This is a genomic window from Megamonas sp. (assembly GCF_986095205.1).
The window spans coordinates 64,011-82,165 of sequence record NZ_CFQVBI010000011.1; the positions used below are offsets into that span (position 1 = coordinate 64,011).

Here is an 18,155-nt window from a genome sequence, read left to right on the forward strand (position 1 = left end):
GTGAAAAAAGTTATTATCGTAGGAGCTGGTATGGCTGGCAGTGAAGCTGCATGGCAAGTGGCTCAAAGAGGTATAAAAGTAGATTTATATGAAATGCGACCAGAAAAATCTACACCTGCACATAAGACAGAAAAATTCGCTGAATTAGTATGTAGTAATTCTTTGCGTGGTGCAGGACTTGAAAATGCTGTAGGCTTATTAAAAGAAGAAATGCGACAGCTAAATTCTATCATCATGGAGTCCGCTGATATAAATCGTGTACCAGCTGGTGGAGCTTTAGCTGTAGATAGAGAAGGATTTAGTCAATATATTACAGATAAAGTAAAAAATCATCCTAATGTTACTGTGATAAATAAAGAGATAGAAACAATACCTCAAGAAGATGATGCTATTACAATTATTGCCAGTGGTCCATTGACTTCAGAAGTATTAGCAAAATCCATCGGTGAATTGACAGGTCAGGATTATTTTTACTTTTATGATGCTGCGGCACCATTAATCAGCAAAGAGTCTATTGATATGAGTAAAGCATATCGCGCTTCTCGCTATGGTAAAGGAACAGCTGATTATATTAATTGTCCTATGGATAAAGAAGAATATGAAAAATTTTGGCAAGAATTGACAACGGCAGAACTTGCACCAATTAAGGAATTTGAAAAAGCTAAGTTTTTTGAAGGTTGTATGCCTGTTGAAGAAATGGCTCGTCGTGGTATAGATACTTTACTATATGGACCATTAAAACCTGTAGGTTTAGAAGATCCTAAAACAGGAAAAAGACCTTATGCTGTAGTGCAACTTCGTCAAGATAATGCAGCAGATAGCCTATATAATATAGTAGGTTTTCAAACTCATTTGAAATGGCCAGAACAAAAACGCGTATTTGGTTTAATACCAGGACTTGAAAATGCTGAATTTGTGCGTTATGGCGTAATGCATAGAAACACATTTATTAATTCTCCAGAATTATTGCGACCAACTTTGCAATACAAAGATAGAGATGATTTATTATTTGCAGGTCAGATGACAGGCGTTGAAGGATATATAGAATCCGCAGCGTCTGGTCTTGTGGCAGGTGTTAATGCAGCATATTTAGCTAAAGGAGAAAATCCAGTGATTTTCCCAGAACAGACAGCTCATGGCTCTATGTGCAAATATATTACTTCTGCTGTAGCAAAACATTTTCAGCCTATGAATGCTAATTTTGGTTTGATGCCACCTTTAGAAGAACGCATTCGTGATAAAAAGTTGAAAAAACAAAAAATTGCAGAACGTGCCTTAGAATTTTTAGCAAAATTTAAAATAGATGTATTGAAATTATCTAAGTAAAACTGATAATATGAATATAGCCTATAAATGGAGATGATTTTATGGAAAATTTTAAAGCAACCACTATCATAGCAGTAAAAAAAGATGGAAAAACTGCTATAGCTGGTGATGGACAAGTTACTTTTGGACAAGCTGCTATTATGAAAGCAAATGCCCGTAAAGTACGTCGTTTATATAATGGTAAAGTTTTAGCTGGCTTTGCAGGTTCTGTAGCCGATGCTTTTACTTTATTTGAAAAATTTGAATCTAAATTAATTGAATATCATGGTAATTTAACTCGCGCAGCGGTAGAACTTGCTAAAGATTGGCGTACAGATAGAGTTCTTCGCAAATTAGAAGCATTATTACTCGTTGCTGATGAAAATACAATGTTACTACTTTCTGGTAATGGTGAAGTAATTGAACCAGATGGTAATGTTGCAGCTATTGGTTCTGGCGGATTTTATGCACTTTCAGCAGGTCGTGCATTAGCTAAACATTCTAATTTGACTGCAGCTGAAATTGCTAAAGAAGCACTTACTATTGCTGCTGATATTTGTGTATATACAAATCACAATATTATAGTGGAAGAATTAGATAAATAAAGGAGAATAAATTCATGAAATTGAATGAACAAATTCCTCGTCAAGTTGTTGAAGAATTAGATAAATATATTGTAGGACAATCACAAGCAAAACGTTCTGTAGCTATTGCACTTCGCAATAGATGGCGTAGCCGTCATCTCCCAGAAGATATGAGAGATGAAATTATTCCTAAAAATATCTTGATGATTGGTTCTACTGGTGTTGGTAAAACAGAAATTGCAAGACGTTTAGCAAAACTTGTAAAAGCACCTTTTGTAAAAGTTGAAGCTACTAAATTTACTGAAGTAGGTTATGTAGGTAGAGATGTAGAATCCATGGTTAGAGATTTAGCTGAATCTGCTGTACGTATGTTAAAACAAGAAAAATTAGAACAAGTACAAGATAAAGCTAAAGAAATGGCTCAAGAACGTATTTTAGATATTTATGTTCCAGAACCAAAATCCAGTGCTGTATCTAATCCACTCAGTGCTATCTTTGGTGGTGCAAACAAAGAAGAAGAAAGCACAGAAAAAGTGGAAGAACCAAAATATTCTGCTGGCAGAGAATGGTGCAGAAAACGCCTTTTAAAAGGTGAATTAGAAAATGATATTATTGAAATTGATGTTGAACCAAAAGCAGCTCCTGTAATTGGTATGTTTGCAGGTTCTGGCATGGAAGACATGAGCAATAATATTCAGGATATGATTGGCAATTTAATGCCTAAAAAACGCAAAAAACGTAAAGTTACAGTTGCTCAAGCAAGAGAAATCTTCACTCAAGAAGAAGCTCAAAAATTATTGGATATGGAGTCTATTGCTCAAGAAGCTATTGAACTTGCAGAACGCAATGGTATCATTTTCTTAGATGAAATTGATAAGGTTGCAGTAAAAGGTTCTTCTTCTGGTCCTGATGTATCTCGTGAAGGTGTACAGCGAGATATCTTACCAATAGTTGAAGGTTCCACAGTATCCACAAAATATGGACAGATGAAAACAGACCATATTTTATTTATTGCAGCAGGTGCTTTCCATATGGCGAAACCTTCTGATTTAATACCAGAACTTCAGGGTCGTTTCCCAATTCGTGTGGAATTGACTTCTTTAACTGAAGAAGATTTTAAACGTATTTTAACAGAACCAACAAATGCATTATTAAAACAATATAAAGCATTACTTGCTACAGAAGATGTTTCCATTGAATTTACTGATGATGCTATCGAAAGATTAGCTCAAGTAGCTTGTGAAGTAAATGAACAAATGGAAAATATTGGAGCAAGAAGACTTCATACAATTATGGAAAAATTATTAGAAGATTTATCTTTTGATGCACCAGAATTAGAAGAAAAAAATGTAGTAATTAATGCTGATTATGTAAATGAAAAACTTGGTGGAATCGTTAAAAATCGCGACTTAAGCCAGTTCATTTTGTAATTTGATAAATATTGTATAAAATTCAAAAAAATATAAAAATTTTCCTTTAAATTGACTTATAGATATGATAGAATAAAAAAAGGAAAGGTTTAACAGAAAATCAAAAGTTTTTCTGTGCAGGAAGGGGATAACAGATGGCAACATTACTTGAAAAAACAAGAAAAATAAATAAACTTTTACAAAAAGCAGAAGTGGTAGAATACGATAGCATTTCCCGTGTACTTAGCAATGTTATAGAAGCAAATGTATATATTGTTAGCAAAACAGGAAAAATCTATGGATATGCCTTCCTTGATGATTTTGAATGTGATACAATGATTGACAAAATTGTAAGCCAAGGAGAATTTCCAAAACACTATGTTAATTGGCTCTTAAAAATGGATAGCACATCTTCTAATATTCCACAAAAAGAAATTTGTGCTTTTGATGATAATAGTGAATGTTTAGTAGAAGGCAAAATTACAACTATTGTACCTATTTATGGCGTTGGTGAACGTATTGGTACATTAGTATTAGCTAAATTTAATGAAGAATTTACAGACGATGATTTATTATTAGCTGAATATGGTGCCACTGTTGTAGGTATGGAAATTTTACGTGATAATTCTCAAAAAATTGAAGTTGAAGCACGTAAAAAAGCTACTGTACAGATTGCTTTAGCAACACTTTCTTATTCTGAAATTGAAGCAGCTGTAAATATTTTAAGTGAATTAAATGGTACTGAAGGTTTACTCGTTGCATCTAAAATTGCTGACCGTGTAGGTATTACTCGTTCTGTAATTGTTAATGCACTTCGTAAATTTGAGTCCGCTGGTGTAATTGAATCTAAATCTCTTGGTATGAAAGGTACTTATATCAGAGTATTAAATGAACACTTATTAGATGAAATTCAAAAATTAAAAAGATAATAATCTTCAAGAACGATGTTGATAAAAACATCGTTCTTTTTATCTGAAAGCATGATAATTTATTATTGTGTTTACAAAAAAATTATGATATAATGCTTAACGGTGTAAAAAAACGCACACATTCCGATTTTGTACTGTGTCCTAGTTAGATATACCTTATTAGTACGCTGATAAGAATATCTAAAAGGGTTAAAACAAAGCTAAAGAATGTGGAGGAAAAAATAACAGGAGGTGCACCATCATGGCAGTTATTTCCATGAAACAATTATTAGAAGCAGGCGTTCATTTCGGTCATCAGACTAGACGTTGGAACCCTAAAATGGCTCCATACATTTTCACAGAACGCAATGGTATTTACATTATCGATTTACAGAAAACTGTAAAAAAAGTTGACGAAGCTTATGATTTCTTACGTAGCGTTGCTGAAGAAGGCAAAAGCATTCTTTTCGTAGGTACTAAAAAACAGGCTCAAGAAGCTGTTAAAGAAGAAGCTTTAAAATCCGGCATGTTCTATGTTAACGAAAGATGGCTCGGTGGTATGATGACTAACTTCGCTACTATCCGTAAAAGCATCAATCGTTTAAAAGAACTTGAAGCTATGGAAGAAGATGGAACTTTTGAAGTTCTTAGCAAAAAAGAAGTTCTTGCTTTAAAACGTGAACAAGAAAAACTTGAAAAATCTCTTGGCGGTATTAAAGACATGGAAGAATTACCAGGCGCTTTATTTATCGTTGACCCACGTAAAGAAAGAATTGCTGTAGCAGAAGCTAAAAAACTTAACATTCCAATCGTTGCAATCGTTGATACAAACTGCGATCCAGACGAAATTGACTATGTAATTCCTGGTAACGATGACGCTATCCGTGCTGTTAAACTTTTAACTTCCCGTATGGCTGATGCTGTTATCGAAGGTCGTCAAGGTGAAGCTGGCGAAGTAGTAGAAGAAGCTGCTACTAGCGAAGACGCTGAATAATTTTAGTTAATTTTAAATTTATATAACAATTAAAAAGGTAAGGGCCCAAACCCTTGCCTTTTATTGACTAAGGAGGAAATATTAATGGCTATTACTGCAGCATTAGTAAAAGAATTACGTGAAAAAACTGGTGCAGGTATGATGGACTGTAAAAAAGCTCTTTCTGCAACTGACGGTGATATGGACAAAGCAATTGACTTTTTAAGAGAAAAAGGTCTTGCTTCCGCAGCTAAAAAAGCTGGTCGTGTAGCAGCTGAAGGTGTTGTAACATCTTATATTCATGCTGGTGGACGTATCGGTGTATTAGTAGAAGTTAACTGCGAAACTGACTTCGTTGCTGGTACTCCTGAATTCCAGGATTTCGCTCGTGATATTGCTATGCAGATTGCTGCTGCTAACCCAACTTGCGTACGTCGTGAAGAAGTAGATCCAGCAGCTATCGAACATGAACGTCAAGTTCTTCGTGAACAAGCTATTAATGAAGGCAAACCTGAAAAAATCGTTGAAAGAATGGTTGAAGGTCGTCTCGAAAAATATTATAAAGAAGTATGTCTTTTAGATCAGCCATACATTAAAGATCCAGATGTTACAATTTCTGACCTTGTAAAAGGCAAAATTGCTAAAATCGGTGAAAATATCTCCATTCGTCGTTTCGTAAGATATCAACTTGGTGAAGGTATTGAAAAGAAAGCTGATAACTTTGTAGAAGAAGTTATGGCAGCTGTTAAATAATTTCATTATGAAATACAAAGAGAGAACACTTCGGTGTTCTCTTTTTTGTAATAAGATAAAATTAGTATAAAAATTAGATATAGAAAAAAATTATAATGTCTACCGTTTGCCATAGATATATGATAAAATAAGAAAAGATATTATGCAGGTTGATAATTATAAGTTTTTATGGAGGTTTTATTGTGGCTGATATTAAATATAAACGTATAGTTTTCAAATTAAGTGGTGAATCTTTAGCTGGTGAACAGCGTTTTGGTATTAATCCAGAAGTTGTTGAATCTATCGCTAAACAAATTAAAAAAGTACGTGAGTATGGTATTGAAGTAGCTATCGTTGTAGGTGGCGGAAATATTTGGCGTGGTCTTGCTGGTAGCAATAAAGGTATGGATAGAGCTACAGCAGATTATATGGGTATGCTTGCTACAGTGATGAATGCTTTAGCACTTCAAGATGCTTTAGAAGGTATGGGCGTTGACAGCCGTGTTCAATCTGCTATTGAAATGCGTCAAGTTGCTGAACCTTATATTCGTCGTAAAGCAATTCGTCATTTAGAAAAAGGTAGAGTTGTTATCTTCGGTGCTGGTACAGGTAATCCTTATTTCTCTACAGATACAACTGCTGCTCTTCGTGCTGCTGAAATTGAAGCTGAAGTTATTTTAATGGGTAAAAAGAATACAGATGGTGTATATGATTCTGACCCTAATAAAAATCCTGAAGCTAAAAAATTCGATAGCCTTGAATATTTAGAAGTATTAAATCGTGGACTTGCAGTAATGGATTCTACAGCAACAAGTCTTTGCATGGATAATAAAATTCCTTTAGTAGTATTTAATATAGATAATCATGAAAATATTTTAAAAGCTGCTTTAGGCGAAAATATTGGAACAACTGTTGGAGGTAATGATTAATGATTAAAGAAGTAATAGCTAAAAATGAAGAGCGTATGAAAAAAACTTTAAGTGCAGCAAAATCTGAATTTGCTTCTCTTCGTGCAGGTCGTGCAACTCCTGCATTATTAGATAAAGTAATGGTAGAATATTACGGTTCTTTAGTACCAGTAAATCAGGTAGGTAATATCTCCGTTCCTGAACCTCGTATGATTTTAATTCAACCATGGGAAAAACCAATGCTTCATGAAATTGAAAAAGCAATTACAAGATCTGACCTTGGTCTTAGTCCAAATAATGATGGTACAGTAATTCGTTTAAATATACCTCAGCTCACTGAAGAACGTCGTACTGACCTTGTAAAAACATTGAATAAACGTGCAGAAGAATCTAAAGTATCTGTTCGCAATATTCGCCGTGATGCTAATGAAGCTATTAAAAAATTAGAAAAAGCAAAATCTATCACAGAAGATGATGCTAAAAAAGCTCAAGAAGATATTCAAAAAATCGTAGATAAATATATTAAAGAAATCGATATTGCTAGAGCGGAAAAAGAAAAAGAAATAATGGAAGTTTGATTGTATGGAATATTTAGGATTGCCAGCTGTTGAGGCTATAGAGCGATTAAATTCTAGAAATATAAAATTTAAAATGAACTATACTGTGCCAATGAGAGGCTATTTTAAAGTTGATGATAGTAAACTATATATTGTCAGAGTAAAAGTTTTAGATGATAATGTATTAGAGCTTACAGCTGCTGCCAAGATGCGAAAGGAGGTGTAATAGATGGCTTATAAAATTACTGATGATTGCATTTCTTGCGGTGCTTGCGCAGGTACTTGCCCTGTAGGTGCTATTTCTGAAGGTGAAAACCATTATGAAATTGATGCAGATATGTGTGTAGAATGTGGTGCATGTCAAGCTGGTTGTCCAGCAGGTGCTATTGAAGCATAATTGTTTTATTAGCAATAAGCACTGGAAAGGCCCCTCTAAAGAGGGGCTTATTTCTTATATTTTATGTGGAAGGGGCTTCTAGTATGCTCAAAAAAATATTTTCTTCTAAAAAAGAAAAAAGAGATATTTCTATAGATAAACAATTAGATTTAAATAAATTACCACAACATGTTGGTATAATTATGGATGGAAATGGTCGCTGGGCTACTGGAAAGGGTTTAATTAGAACATCTGGACATAAAGCTGGCGTAAAAACACTAAAAAAAATTCTTAAAACTTGTATAAAATATAATATACCTATTTTAACAGTATATGCATTTTCTACTGAAAATTGGAAAAGACCAATGACAGAAGTTAATTTTCTGATGAATTTATTTTCTAGTTTTTTAGCAGAACAAATTGATGAAATGTGTGAAGATAATGTACGTATTCACTTTATCGGAAGAGTTGATGAATTACCAGGTAATTTACCAAATGAATTACATGCAGCAGAAGAACGCACTAAAAATAATACTGGTGTAAGATTTAATGTTGCTGTAAATTATGGTGGTAGAGATGAGATTGTAACAGCAGTAAAAAATATAGCTAGTGAAGTACAATCAGGTGATTTATCTATTGATAAGATTGATGATAAAGTGATTGACGATAATTTATATACAAAAGATTTGCCACCTGTAGATTTAATGATTAGAACAAGTGGCGATATACGATTGAGTAATTTCTTATTATGGCAGGCAGCGTATGCCGAATTTTGGTTTACAAAGACAAATTGGCCAGATTTTTCTTCTGAAGAATTTCTTCAAGCAATTGTTGATTTTCAAAAGAGAGATAGAAGATTTGGTGGTTTGAGTAGCAAATAATTATATTTAGGGCGGTGGAAGATTTTGCTAACGCGAATTATCAGTGGAATTATTGGTATGATAATAGCTACAGGTGTAATTCAAATAGGGGGTTCATTATTTATAGCAGTTTCTATATTACTTGCTTGTCTTGCTTGGCGAGAATATGTAAATGCTTTTGCCCATAAGAATTATAATATACCATTATTTTGGGGCTTATTGATTATTTGTTTTATGGTATTGAGTGGATATATGGCTAATAATATTGTATTTGGTATTGTAGTAGCTATATTTGTTTCCTTAATGAATATGATATTTAATCATAAGCATTTTTCTGTGTTAGATGGTTGCATTACCTTAGCAGGAACAATGTATATAGCTATTCCTTTTTATCATTTAATAATGCTTAGAATGATTGAGAATTCAACTATTTTAGCGACAAATAGTCTTTTAGGAGAATTTTCTGTAGGTTGTATTTTAATATGGCTTACTTTTATTGGTACATGGGCTAGTGATAGCTTTGCTTATTTTGTAGGTTGCAGTATAGGTAAACATCGTTTATGTCCAGAAATCAGTCCTAAAAAAAGCGTTGAAGGTTTTGTTGGCGGAATTTTAGGTTCAATGATATGTGTAGGTCTTTTAGGCAATTATTTTAATTTTGATATGATGATTATGTTATTAATGGGTGCATTGATAGCAATTATTGGTACATTTGGCGATTTAGTAGAGTCTTGTATTAAAAGATTTGTAGGTATCAAAGATTCAGGTACTTTAATTCCAGGTCATGGTGGCGTGTTAGATAGATTTGATAGTTTATTATTTACAGCACCGCTCGTTTATTATATAGCAATATTTTTATTAGATATTTAAGGTAAAGGAATATAATATAATGAAAAAAATTGCAGTATTAGGTTCAACAGGTTCAATTGGAACTCAAACTTTAGATGTAGTTAGAAATCATAGTGATTTCTTAAAAATTGAAGTTTTAGCCGCTAATAATAATGATGAATTATTAGAACAACAAATAAATGAATTTAAACCAGCTATGGCGATTTTGCATAATAAAGAAGCTTATGAAAAATTGAAAGCTCGTTATGTAGGAGAAACTAAATTATATTATGGTGAAGAAGGATTAATCGAAGGGGCTACTACAGATAAAATTGATACAGTAGTTACTTCATTAATGGGCTTTGCAGGTCTTCGTCCAACTATGAGAGCTATTGAAGCTGGTAAAAATATCGCACTAGCTAATAAGGAAACTTTAGTAGTAGCTGGTGATTTAGTCATGAAAAAAGCTCGTGAAAAACAGATTGAAATCATGCCGATTGATAGTGAACATGGAGCATTATTTCAATGTTTACATGGCGAAGATATGAATAAAGTTGATAAATTATTAGTTACTGCTTCTGGCGGTCCTTTTAGAGGTAAGAAAATAGAAGATTTAAAAAATGTTTCAGTAAAACAGTGTTTAAGTCATCCAACATGGAAAATGGGACGTAAGATTACTATTGATAGCGCATCTTTGATGAATAAAGGCTTAGAAGTAATTGAAGCAAAACAATTATATAATGTGGACTATAATAAAATTCAGGTAGTAGTTCACCCACAAAGTATTATTCATTCTATGGTGCAATATGTGGACGGATCAGTTATTGCTCAATTAGGTTCAACTGATATGAGACTTCCTATACAATATGCACTTACTTATCCAGAAAGAATGGTTTGTCCTGCTGAAAAATTAGATTTTTGGCAAATGAAAGATTTAACTTTTGAAAAACCAGATACTGATACATTTAGAGGGCTTGCTTTGGCATATGAAGCTGGGAAAATAGGCGGTTCTATGCCTTGTGTAATGAATGCTGCCAATGAAATTGCCGTAGAAGCTTTTTTAAATGAACAGATTAGTTTCTTAGATATTTATGATATAATAGAAGAAGCTATGCAATCTCATATAACTTTGGTAGAACCAGAACTTGAAGATTTATTTGAAATTGATAGCAATATTCGCAAGCAAGTAAAGGAGAAGATTTATAAGTGTTAATCAGTGCAATTGCTATTGTATTTGTCTTTGGTTTGCTAGTATTAGTTCATGAATTTGGACACTTTATTACTGCAAAAAAAACTGGTATGCGTGTAGATGAATTTGCAATTGGTTTTGGTCCTAAATTAGTAAGTACAAAAAAAGGGGAAACAGTATATTCTATAAGAGCTATTCCTCTTGGTGGTTTTAATAAAATTGCAGGAATGGAAAAAGGCATGGATGAAGATGCAGGCGATAGAGCGTATTGGGCTCGTCCTGTATGGGCTAGAATGATTGTAATTTTAGCTGGTTCGATAATGAACTTTATTTTACCTTTTTTGATTTTTGCAGGAGTTTTTTTCTTTAATGGTATACAAACTCCATCAAATGCTCCAGTTTTAGGGCAAGTTATTTCTGGAGAAGCAGCAAGTCAAGCTGGCTTAAAAGATGGAGATAAAATTTTAAGCGTAAATGGAGAACAAATTACTTCATGGACAAATTTTGTACAGAAAGTGCAAAATGCTGATGGGAAAATTTTAAAAATAGAATTTATCCGTGATAATGAACAGATGGCTACTTCTGTTGTGCCAAAATATGATGAACAAGCTAAGCGTGCTTTGATTGGGGTAACTGCGCCAGTTGATGTAAAAAGTGTAGGCTTTGGTGAATCGATTGCTTTAGCATTTGCTACAGTAGTAAATATTATTTACCAAATGTATAGTGGTCTTATTGGCATGATAACAGGTAGTGTTAGTGCAGAATTATCTGGCCCAGTGGGCGTAGCTCAAATGACTAGTCAAGCTGCACATTTAGGTTTAGTTCCATTATTACAATTTGCTGCATTATTGAGTTTGAACTTAGGAGTAATAAATTTATTGCCAATTCCTGCTTTAGATGGTGGTCATTTTGTAGTTTTATTAGTAGAAGCAATTCGTGGTAAGGCTATTGAAGCAAAATATGTAAGAGTAGTGCAAATGGCAGGTATAATTTTATTATTATCCTTGATGTTTTTCGCTACAGCTCAAGATGTTGGTCGTTTATTTGGCTAAGAGTTAATAAATACAACATAAAAAGGTGTTGGATATAATGATAAAAAGAAAAATGACACGACAAATCAGTATTGGTGATGTGAAAATTGGTGGCGGTGCACCGATTTCTGTGCAATCTATGACTAATACTAAAACAACAGATACAAATGCCACAGTAGCACAGATTAAAGCATTAGTAGATGCTGGTTGTGATATTGTTCGTGTAGCTGTACCTGATATGTCAGCAGCTGAAAATATTTACAATATTAAAAATCAAGTCAATGTACCTTTAGTTGCAGATATTCATTTTGATTATCGTCTAGCTTTAAAAGCTATAGAACAAGGTATAGATGCACTTCGTATTAATCCTGGGAATATTGGCGATGAAGAGCGTGTAAAAGCAGTAGTCGAAGCTGCAAAAACAAGAAATATTCCTATACGTATAGGTGTTAATGCAGGTTCACTTGATAAAAAATTGTTGGCAAAATATGGTAAAGTAACAGCAGAAGCGTTAGTTGAAAGTGCTTTAGAGCATATAAGAATTCTAGAAAAATTAAATTTCTATGATATTAAAATTTCACTAAAAGCACATGATGTACCATTAACGCTAGATGCTTATCGCTTGATGAGTGAAACAGTGGATTATCCACTTCATTTAGGCATAACAGAAGCAGGCACTGTAAATACAGGAATTATTAAATCCGCTGTAGGTATAGGTGCTTTACTTGCTGAAGGCATAGGCGATACATTCCGCATTTCTTTGACTGGTGATCCTGTAAATGAAGTAAAAGTAGCAAATGAAATTTTAAAAGCATTAGGTCTTAAAGAATATGGACCTACACTTATTTCATGTCCTACTTGTGGTCGTTGTAATATTGATTTACCAAGTATTGCTGAAAAAGTAGAACAAAGATTGTCAGGAATAACAAAACCAATTAAAGTTGCTGTTATGGGTTGTGTTGTAAATGGCCCAGGTGAAGCTCGTGATGCTGATATTGGTATCGCTGGTGGAAAAGGCGAAGGATTAGTTTTCCGCAAAGGCGAAGTTATAAATAAAGTTGCTGAAGATAAATTAGTAGATGCTTTATTTGAAGAATTAGATAAACTTATAAAATAAAAAAGAAGCTGTAATAAAATTTTAGTTTTTAATTTTATTACAGCTTTTTTAGTGGCAAAGAAGATAATGAACATTTTTATTTTAGCTAAAGTATGATAGAATATATAAGTTAATTAATATTGAAAAGGGTTTTTCCCATATATTTTAGGAGGAATTTATAGTGCGTACATCTAAACTTTATGCGCCTACATTGCGTCAGACTCCAGCAGAAGCTGAAGTACCTAGTCATCAGCTAATGCTTAGAGCTGGTTTTATTCGTAAAGTAGCAGGTGGGGTTTATACATATTTGCCTCTTGCTTGGCGTACTTTACGCAAAATAGAACAAATTATTCGTGAAGAAATGGAAGCTAAAGACGGTCAAGAATTAGCTCTTCCAATTGTACAACCTGCTGAACTTTGGAAAGAAACTGGTCGTTGGGAAGTTTTTGGCGAAGAAATGTTCCGTTTAGTGGACAGACATAATCGTGAATTCTGCCTTGGACCAACACATGAAGAAATTATTACAGATTTAGTACGTAATGAAGTACGTTCTTATAAACAATTACCATTATTGTTATATCAAATTCAAAATAAATATCGTGATGAAATTCGTCCTCGTTTTGGTCTTATGCGTGGTCGTGAATTTATCATGAAAGATGCTTATTCTTTTGATAAAGATGAAGCAGGTCTTGATAAATCTTATAAAGATATGTATGATGCATATACAAATATCTTCAATCGTTGTGGCCTTACATTCCGCCCTGTAGAAGCTGATGGCGGCGCTATTGGTAATGCTACAACACATGAATTCACTGTATTAGCTGAGACAGGTGAATCTGATATTGTTTACTGTGAAAAATGCGATTATGCAGCAAACGCTGAAAAATCCGAATTAAAACCAATTGTTGCACCAGATGAAGAAGAATTACCACTTGAAAAAGTAAATACTCCTGGTACAAAAACTATTGAAGCTGTAGCTGAATTTTTAAATACTCCAATTGAAAAAAATATCAAAGCTGTTATTTTCCAAAATGAAAAAGACCAAGTAATCTGCGCATTTGTTCGTGGCGACCATGAAGTAAATGATGTAAAATTACAAAATATTACAGGAGCAATCACATTAAAAATGGCAGAAGAGTCTGCTATTCGCGCTATTGGTGGTGTGCCTGGTTTCATGAGTCCAATCGGTCTTAGCAAAGATGCAATCGTGGTTGTTGATGCTACAGTAATGGAAATGCATAATGCTGTTTGCGGTGCAAATGAAGAAGATTGCCACTATAAAAATGCTAATCCAAAACGCGATTTCGGTGATGTAATCGTAGCTGATATTCGCCTTATTGCAGAAGGAGATCCATGTCCTCATTGTGGCGCTCCAGTAAAAATGACTCATGGTATCGAAGTAGGACAAGTATTTAAACTTGGTATAAAATACAGTAAAGCACTCGGTGCTACTTTCCTTGATGAAAATGGTAAAGAAAAACCATTGATCATGGGTTGCTATGGTATCGGTGTTAGCCGTACAATGGCAGCTGCTATTGAACAATTCCATGATGATAATGGTATTATTTGGCCTGCATCTATTGCACCATTTGAAGTGGTTATTGTACCTATCAACGCTAAAGATGAAGCTCAAATGCAGATTGCAGAAAAACTTTATGCTGATATGAAAAATGCTGGTATAGATGTACTTTTAGATGATAGAAAAGACAGAGCTGGCGTAAAATTTAAAGATGCTGATTTAATTGGCTATCCAGTACGTATTACTGTAAGCCCTAAACTTTTAGATGCTAATGAAGTAGAAATTAAAGTTCGCCGTGATGGTGCTACTTCTAATGTAAAAGTTGATGATTGTGCACAAACAGTAAAAGATATGCTTAAAAATCTATAATAGATTTTAAGTACGACATTATATAAAAAAGCACCTTAAAAGTTAGATTGTTTTTGACTTTTAAGGTGCTTTTGCTATTTTATTATTTTTGAATTAATTTTGTTAAATAATCAGTTATTTCTTGCCAAAGGTTAGGATTTGTATCTAAGACTTTGCGTAATCGTTGAGGATATTTGCCATTTTTTTGATAAATTTCAATGATAAATTTTATAGCACAAATTAATTGTTCTTTATTTAAAGCGATATCAATATGTTGACCATATACAGGGCTATTTCCTAACAATCCACCGATATATATTTCAAATTTATGTGGATTTTTAAATGATGGCATTATGCCAATATCTTGAGATTTTGCTTTGCCTAAGCTATTGATACAGCCAAACACACCGATTTTTAATTTTTTAGGTACGATTTGACCATAAAATAAATCATCTAATTCTGTTGCTAAAGCATGTACATCATATAAACCCTTAGTGCAAGTAGTACCTTTACAGCTGACGATAGCTCTAACTGTAGTCCCTGTACCACCTAAGCGCAGATTGTGTGCTTTTATTTCAGCTAACATGCTCTCAATATTATCTGGGGAAATTTGTTCAATTTCTATAGTACCTCTAGATGTGGCAGTAATTTTACCATTGCCATATGTTGACGCAATTTGAGCGATAGCTATTAATTCTTGAGCTGAAAATTCGCCACAATTACCTACAATTCTAGCTGTATAGAAATTATTTTTTTGATGGATTATACCTGCTGGTATCATTTTATTTCTCCTTTGTATTTACATATTGTTTAGTTTTTACCAATATTTACCCATTCAACAGCTTTAGAATATTTTTCTAGTTCAGGAATACTAAGTTCAATAGCACTATTTCGGCTACCACAAGCAGGATAAACTTTATCAAAGCGTTTTAAAGATTCATCAAGATATACTTTTACGCCATCTTTAGGAGCAAATGGACAAACTCCACCGATAGGAAAGCCAGTCATAGGCTCAACTTCATCAGCTTTGAGCATAGTAGCTTTTTTGTGAAATTTTTCTTTGAATTTATGGTTATCAATTCGCATATCACCAGCCATAACTACAAGAATAGCATCTTCATTTAATTTAAAAGACATAGTTTTGGCAATATGAGCTTCTTGGCAATTTAAAGCTTTAGCAGCTTCAGTTACCGTAGCACTAGAAACAGGAAATTCCATAATTTTATCTTCCATATTAAATTGTTTGAAATATGATTTTACTTTTTCTATGGACATAAAGACAGCTCCTTTTAAAAATAAAAGCCACTAACAAAAGTCAGTGGCTTTATTTTATAATATATTATTTTGCTTCGATAGCAGCATTTAAATCTTCGATGAGTTTATCGATATCGATGCCATGAGCGCCTGCACCTTGTTCGATGTTTTCAAAGTGAGCAGCAGCACAACCGAGGCAACCCATACCAGCGTTTACGAATACTTCTACAGTTTCAGGATATTGGCTAACAACTTCCATAATACCCATTTCTTTAGTTATAGTCATGAAAAATATCTCCTTTATTTATGATTTATAGTGAAATTTGATAATTAATTTTATTCACATGGGAATTATATCATATTTTTTTTAGTTTTGGTATAAGTAAATGATATTTTTGTAAATAATCATAGAAAAATGATATGAATTTATTTTAAATTATTTTTAATAAAGATTTTGCTGTAAATAGAAAAAATACTATAAGTATATTTTATAAATATTATTTTTAGTGCAGAATAATAAAGATAGATAATTGATAAATTTTTTAGATAGCAGTACAATAAGACATTATGAAAAATAAAAAATGTGTTATGGGGATAAAGAGGGAGATTTTATGGAATTTGTAGCTTTTTATTTAGGTGATATCAATATTTATTGGTATGGCTTAATAATTGTCTTTGCATTACTAATAGGCTTAGGTATAAGTAAAATAATGTTTAAATTATATGGTGAAAAATTCAGCCCCATGTGGGATTTATTGATTTTTATAATTCCTGTGAGTTTAATATGTGCTAGAATTTTTTATGTAATTATACATTTAGATGCATATATGTCAAATATAGGTCAAATTTTTTGTATTTGGCAAGGTGGTCTATCTATTTATGGAGCATTATTGGGTTTTCTAGCAACAAGTATAGTTTTTTTGCGCAAATATGGTTATAATTTATGGTTGTGGTTTGATTTAATGATGCCTTCAATTTTATTTGGTTTGATTATTTTGCAATTGGCAAATTTTATGATGCAATTTTCATTGGGAACTCCGTTAGGTTTAGATATTCCTAATGACCATAGTTTAGCTGAATATGTAGAATATAGGTATCGTCCAACAGGTTTTGAAGCATACCAATATTTTCAGCCAGTAGCCTTATATCAAGCTTTTGCTTATAGTATAGTATTTATGATTTCTGTTTTATGTTTACTTATAAATAGAAAATATAAATTTTTAGCTGAAGGCACAGTTTTTTTATTTAGTGTTATTTTGATGGCTATTATTAGATTTGGTATTGGCTTTATGTATTTTAGTGTTAATAAAGATATGTTATTATATCCAATGCAGTGGATAGCATTGACTGTAATGATAGCGACTGTATTTATATATGTAGTAAAACGTTTTCAACATAATTGAGTGTTTATTTTAAGATGAAAGAGAGAAGATAGGTGTGTTTAAACAAAAAATATATACAAAAATAATATTATTTATTATGTTAGTTTGTTTGCCTTTAGTTTTATCAAGTCCTAAAGTAATGCCTGTATCAGCAGCAGAAAATGAAGAAGATATTCCAATTACTATATTAAATTATCATAAGGTTGATAATATGAATATAGCTTTATCAGTATTACCGGAAGATTTTGACCGACAAATGGCTTATTTAAAAGAGAACGGTTATAATACCATAAATACTGACCAATTATACGATTATATGGTAAATGGAGCAGAGCTTCCAGAAAATCCTATCATGATTACTTTTGATGATGGTTATGAAGATAATTATCAAAATGCGTATCCAATTTTGAAAAAATATGGTTTTACAGGTACTATTTTTGTAATTACAGATTTTGTTAGCAATCAGCCTAATTATTTAACTTGGGAACAAATAAAAGAAATGAAAGCAAATGGTATGGATTTTCAATCGCATACAGCTAGTCATAAATCTATGACAGAGCTTACAGAAGCGCAGTTAAAAGATGAACTTACAAAATCTAAACAAACATTAGATACGCAATTAAATCAAGATACAAAGTTTATGGCTTATCCTACAGGCACATATAATTTATATATTGCTAAATTAGTTAATGACGCAGGTTATCGTGGCGCATTTACGATAAAATATGGTAATGTGGATAGAGCAAGTAATATTTATGCTTTAGAAAGAGTACCTATTTTCCATACAGAAAATACATTTTTATCTTTTTATGAACGCATGCATTATGTACCAGTATTTGAACGATTGGGTTGGTATAAGAGTTAATCGAATTTGCTATTGAAATAAATTTTGATGA

Annotated in this window: 21 protein-coding genes; 18 read left to right on the forward strand and 3 right to left on the reverse strand. The window is 32.7% G+C overall.

Features of this window, described 5'->3' with window-relative positions; genetic code table 11:
• From trmFO to AC5LAX_RS01570, 16 genes are all read left to right on the forward strand, one after another.
• The gene (gene trmFO / locus AC5LAX_RS01495; RefSeq protein WP_008538385.1) at window positions 1–1,326 is read left to right on the forward strand and encodes an FADH(2)-oxidizing methylenetetrahydrofolate--tRNA-(uracil(54)-C(5))-methyltransferase TrmFO; all 1,326 of its coding nucleotides are present in this window, start codon (window positions 1–3) and stop codon (window positions 1,324–1,326) included.
• A 41-nt stretch (window positions 1,327–1,367) separates the two neighbouring features.
• The gene (gene hslV / locus AC5LAX_RS01500; RefSeq protein WP_008538384.1) at window positions 1,368–1,910 is read left to right on the forward strand and encodes an ATP-dependent protease subunit HslV; all 543 of its coding nucleotides are present in this window, start codon (window positions 1,368–1,370) and stop codon (window positions 1,908–1,910) included.
• Between the two features lie 14 nt (window positions 1,911–1,924).
• Window positions 1,925–3,319: an ATP-dependent protease ATPase subunit HslU gene (gene hslU, locus AC5LAX_RS01505; RefSeq protein ID WP_008538383.1), complete on the forward strand. Its 1,395-nt coding sequence runs from the start codon at window positions 1,925–1,927 to the stop codon at window positions 3,317–3,319.
• A gap of 134 nt (window positions 3,320–3,453) precedes the next feature.
• A complete protein-coding gene (codY, locus tag AC5LAX_RS01510) occupies window positions 3,454–4,227 on the forward strand; it encodes a GTP-sensing pleiotropic transcriptional regulator CodY (RefSeq protein ID WP_008538382.1) in 774 nt (257 codons plus the stop codon).
• Window positions 4,228–4,468: 241 nt separating this feature from the next.
• Window positions 4,469–5,200 carry a 30S ribosomal protein S2 gene (rpsB, locus tag AC5LAX_RS01515; protein ID WP_115151241.1) on the forward strand — a complete coding sequence of 244 codons (732 nt, stop codon included), beginning with the start codon at window positions 4,469–4,471 and terminating at the stop codon, window positions 5,198–5,200.
• 84 nt (window positions 5,201–5,284) lie between these two features.
• Entirely contained in the window at window positions 5,285–5,932 is a 648-nt protein-coding gene (tsf, locus tag AC5LAX_RS01520; RefSeq protein WP_018999213.1) for a translation elongation factor Ts, read from the forward strand.
• A 182-nt stretch (window positions 5,933–6,114) separates the two neighbouring features.
• Window positions 6,115–6,840, forward strand: coding sequence for a UMP kinase (gene pyrH / locus AC5LAX_RS01525; RefSeq protein ID WP_008538378.1), 726 nt, complete (start codon window positions 6,115–6,117; stop codon window positions 6,838–6,840).
• On the forward strand, window positions 6,840–7,397 hold the full coding sequence (frr, locus tag AC5LAX_RS01530) for a ribosome recycling factor (protein ID WP_015562568.1): 558 nt from the start codon (window positions 6,840–6,842) through the stop codon (window positions 7,395–7,397). Before pyrH ends, frr begins: the two co-directional genes overlap by 1 nt.
• Window positions 7,398–7,401: 4 nt before the next feature.
• Complete coding sequence (locus AC5LAX_RS01535; protein ID WP_008538376.1) at window positions 7,402–7,602, forward strand: hypothetical protein; 201 nt, start codon at window positions 7,402–7,404, stop codon at window positions 7,600–7,602.
• A 3-nt stretch (window positions 7,603–7,605) separates the two neighbouring features.
• Window positions 7,606–7,773 (forward strand): 4Fe-4S ferredoxin, encoded by a 168-nt coding sequence (fdxA, locus tag AC5LAX_RS01540; RefSeq protein WP_008538375.1) that lies wholly within the window; start codon window positions 7,606–7,608, stop codon window positions 7,771–7,773.
• Window positions 7,774–7,856: 83 nt separating this feature from the next.
• Complete coding sequence (gene uppS, locus AC5LAX_RS01545; protein ID WP_008538374.1) at window positions 7,857–8,633, forward strand: undecaprenyl pyrophosphate synthase; 777 nt, start codon at window positions 7,857–7,859, stop codon at window positions 8,631–8,633.
• Window positions 8,634–8,657: 24 nt separating this feature from the next.
• Window positions 8,658–9,482 (forward strand): phosphatidate cytidylyltransferase, encoded by an 825-nt coding sequence (locus AC5LAX_RS01550; protein ID WP_118035400.1) that lies wholly within the window; start codon window positions 8,658–8,660, stop codon window positions 9,480–9,482.
• 19 nt (window positions 9,483–9,501) lie between these two features.
• Complete coding sequence (locus AC5LAX_RS01555; RefSeq protein WP_075554649.1) at window positions 9,502–10,653, forward strand: 1-deoxy-D-xylulose-5-phosphate reductoisomerase; 1,152 nt, start codon at window positions 9,502–9,504, stop codon at window positions 10,651–10,653.
• Window positions 10,647–11,681: an RIP metalloprotease RseP gene (gene rseP / locus AC5LAX_RS01560; protein ID WP_115151244.1), complete on the forward strand. Its 1,035-nt coding sequence runs from the start codon at window positions 10,647–10,649 to the stop codon at window positions 11,679–11,681. The genes AC5LAX_RS01555 and rseP overlap by 7 nt, the downstream gene beginning before the upstream one ends.
• Before the next feature lie 37 nt (window positions 11,682–11,718).
• A complete protein-coding gene (gene ispG / locus AC5LAX_RS01565) occupies window positions 11,719–12,777 on the forward strand; it encodes a flavodoxin-dependent (E)-4-hydroxy-3-methylbut-2-enyl-diphosphate synthase (RefSeq protein WP_288909021.1) in 1,059 nt (352 codons plus the stop codon).
• A gap of 160 nt (window positions 12,778–12,937) precedes the next feature.
• Window positions 12,938–14,644: a proline--tRNA ligase gene (locus AC5LAX_RS01570; RefSeq protein ID WP_270349341.1), complete on the forward strand. Its 1,707-nt coding sequence runs from the start codon at window positions 12,938–12,940 to the stop codon at window positions 14,642–14,644.
• An 82-nt stretch (window positions 14,645–14,726) separates the two neighbouring features.
• Here AC5LAX_RS01570 and AC5LAX_RS01575 read toward each other — a convergent pair whose 3' ends face one another.
• The 3 genes from AC5LAX_RS01575 to AC5LAX_RS01585 all read right to left on the reverse strand — a co-directional run bounded on the left by AC5LAX_RS01575 (window position 14,727) and on the right by AC5LAX_RS01585 (window position 16,163).
• Window positions 14,727–15,404: a ferredoxin-like domain-containing protein gene (locus AC5LAX_RS01575; RefSeq protein ID WP_008538367.1), complete on the reverse strand. Its 678-nt coding sequence runs from the start codon at window positions 15,402–15,404 to the stop codon at window positions 14,727–14,729.
• A gap of 29 nt (window positions 15,405–15,433) precedes the next feature.
• Window positions 15,434–15,898, reverse strand: coding sequence for a YbaK/EbsC family protein (locus AC5LAX_RS01580; RefSeq protein WP_018999207.1), 465 nt, complete (start codon window positions 15,896–15,898; stop codon window positions 15,434–15,436).
• A gap of 64 nt (window positions 15,899–15,962) precedes the next feature.
• The gene (locus AC5LAX_RS01585) at window positions 15,963–16,163 is read right to left on the reverse strand and encodes a DUF1858 domain-containing protein (RefSeq protein WP_008538365.1); all 201 of its coding nucleotides are present in this window, start codon (window positions 16,161–16,163) and stop codon (window positions 15,963–15,965) included.
• A gap of 325 nt (window positions 16,164–16,488) precedes the next feature.
• Here AC5LAX_RS01585 and AC5LAX_RS01590 point away from each other — a divergent pair, with 325 nt between their 5' ends.
• Both AC5LAX_RS01590 and AC5LAX_RS01595 read left to right on the forward strand, forming a co-directional pair.
• On the forward strand, window positions 16,489–17,280 hold the full coding sequence (locus AC5LAX_RS01590) for a prolipoprotein diacylglyceryl transferase (protein WP_270649527.1): 792 nt from the start codon (window positions 16,489–16,491) through the stop codon (window positions 17,278–17,280).
• A gap of 34 nt (window positions 17,281–17,314) precedes the next feature.
• Window positions 17,315–18,124 (forward strand): polysaccharide deacetylase family protein, encoded by an 810-nt coding sequence (locus tag AC5LAX_RS01595; protein WP_018999205.1) that lies wholly within the window; start codon window positions 17,315–17,317, stop codon window positions 18,122–18,124.
• The last annotated feature ends 31 nt before the right edge of the window (window positions 18,125–18,155 follow it).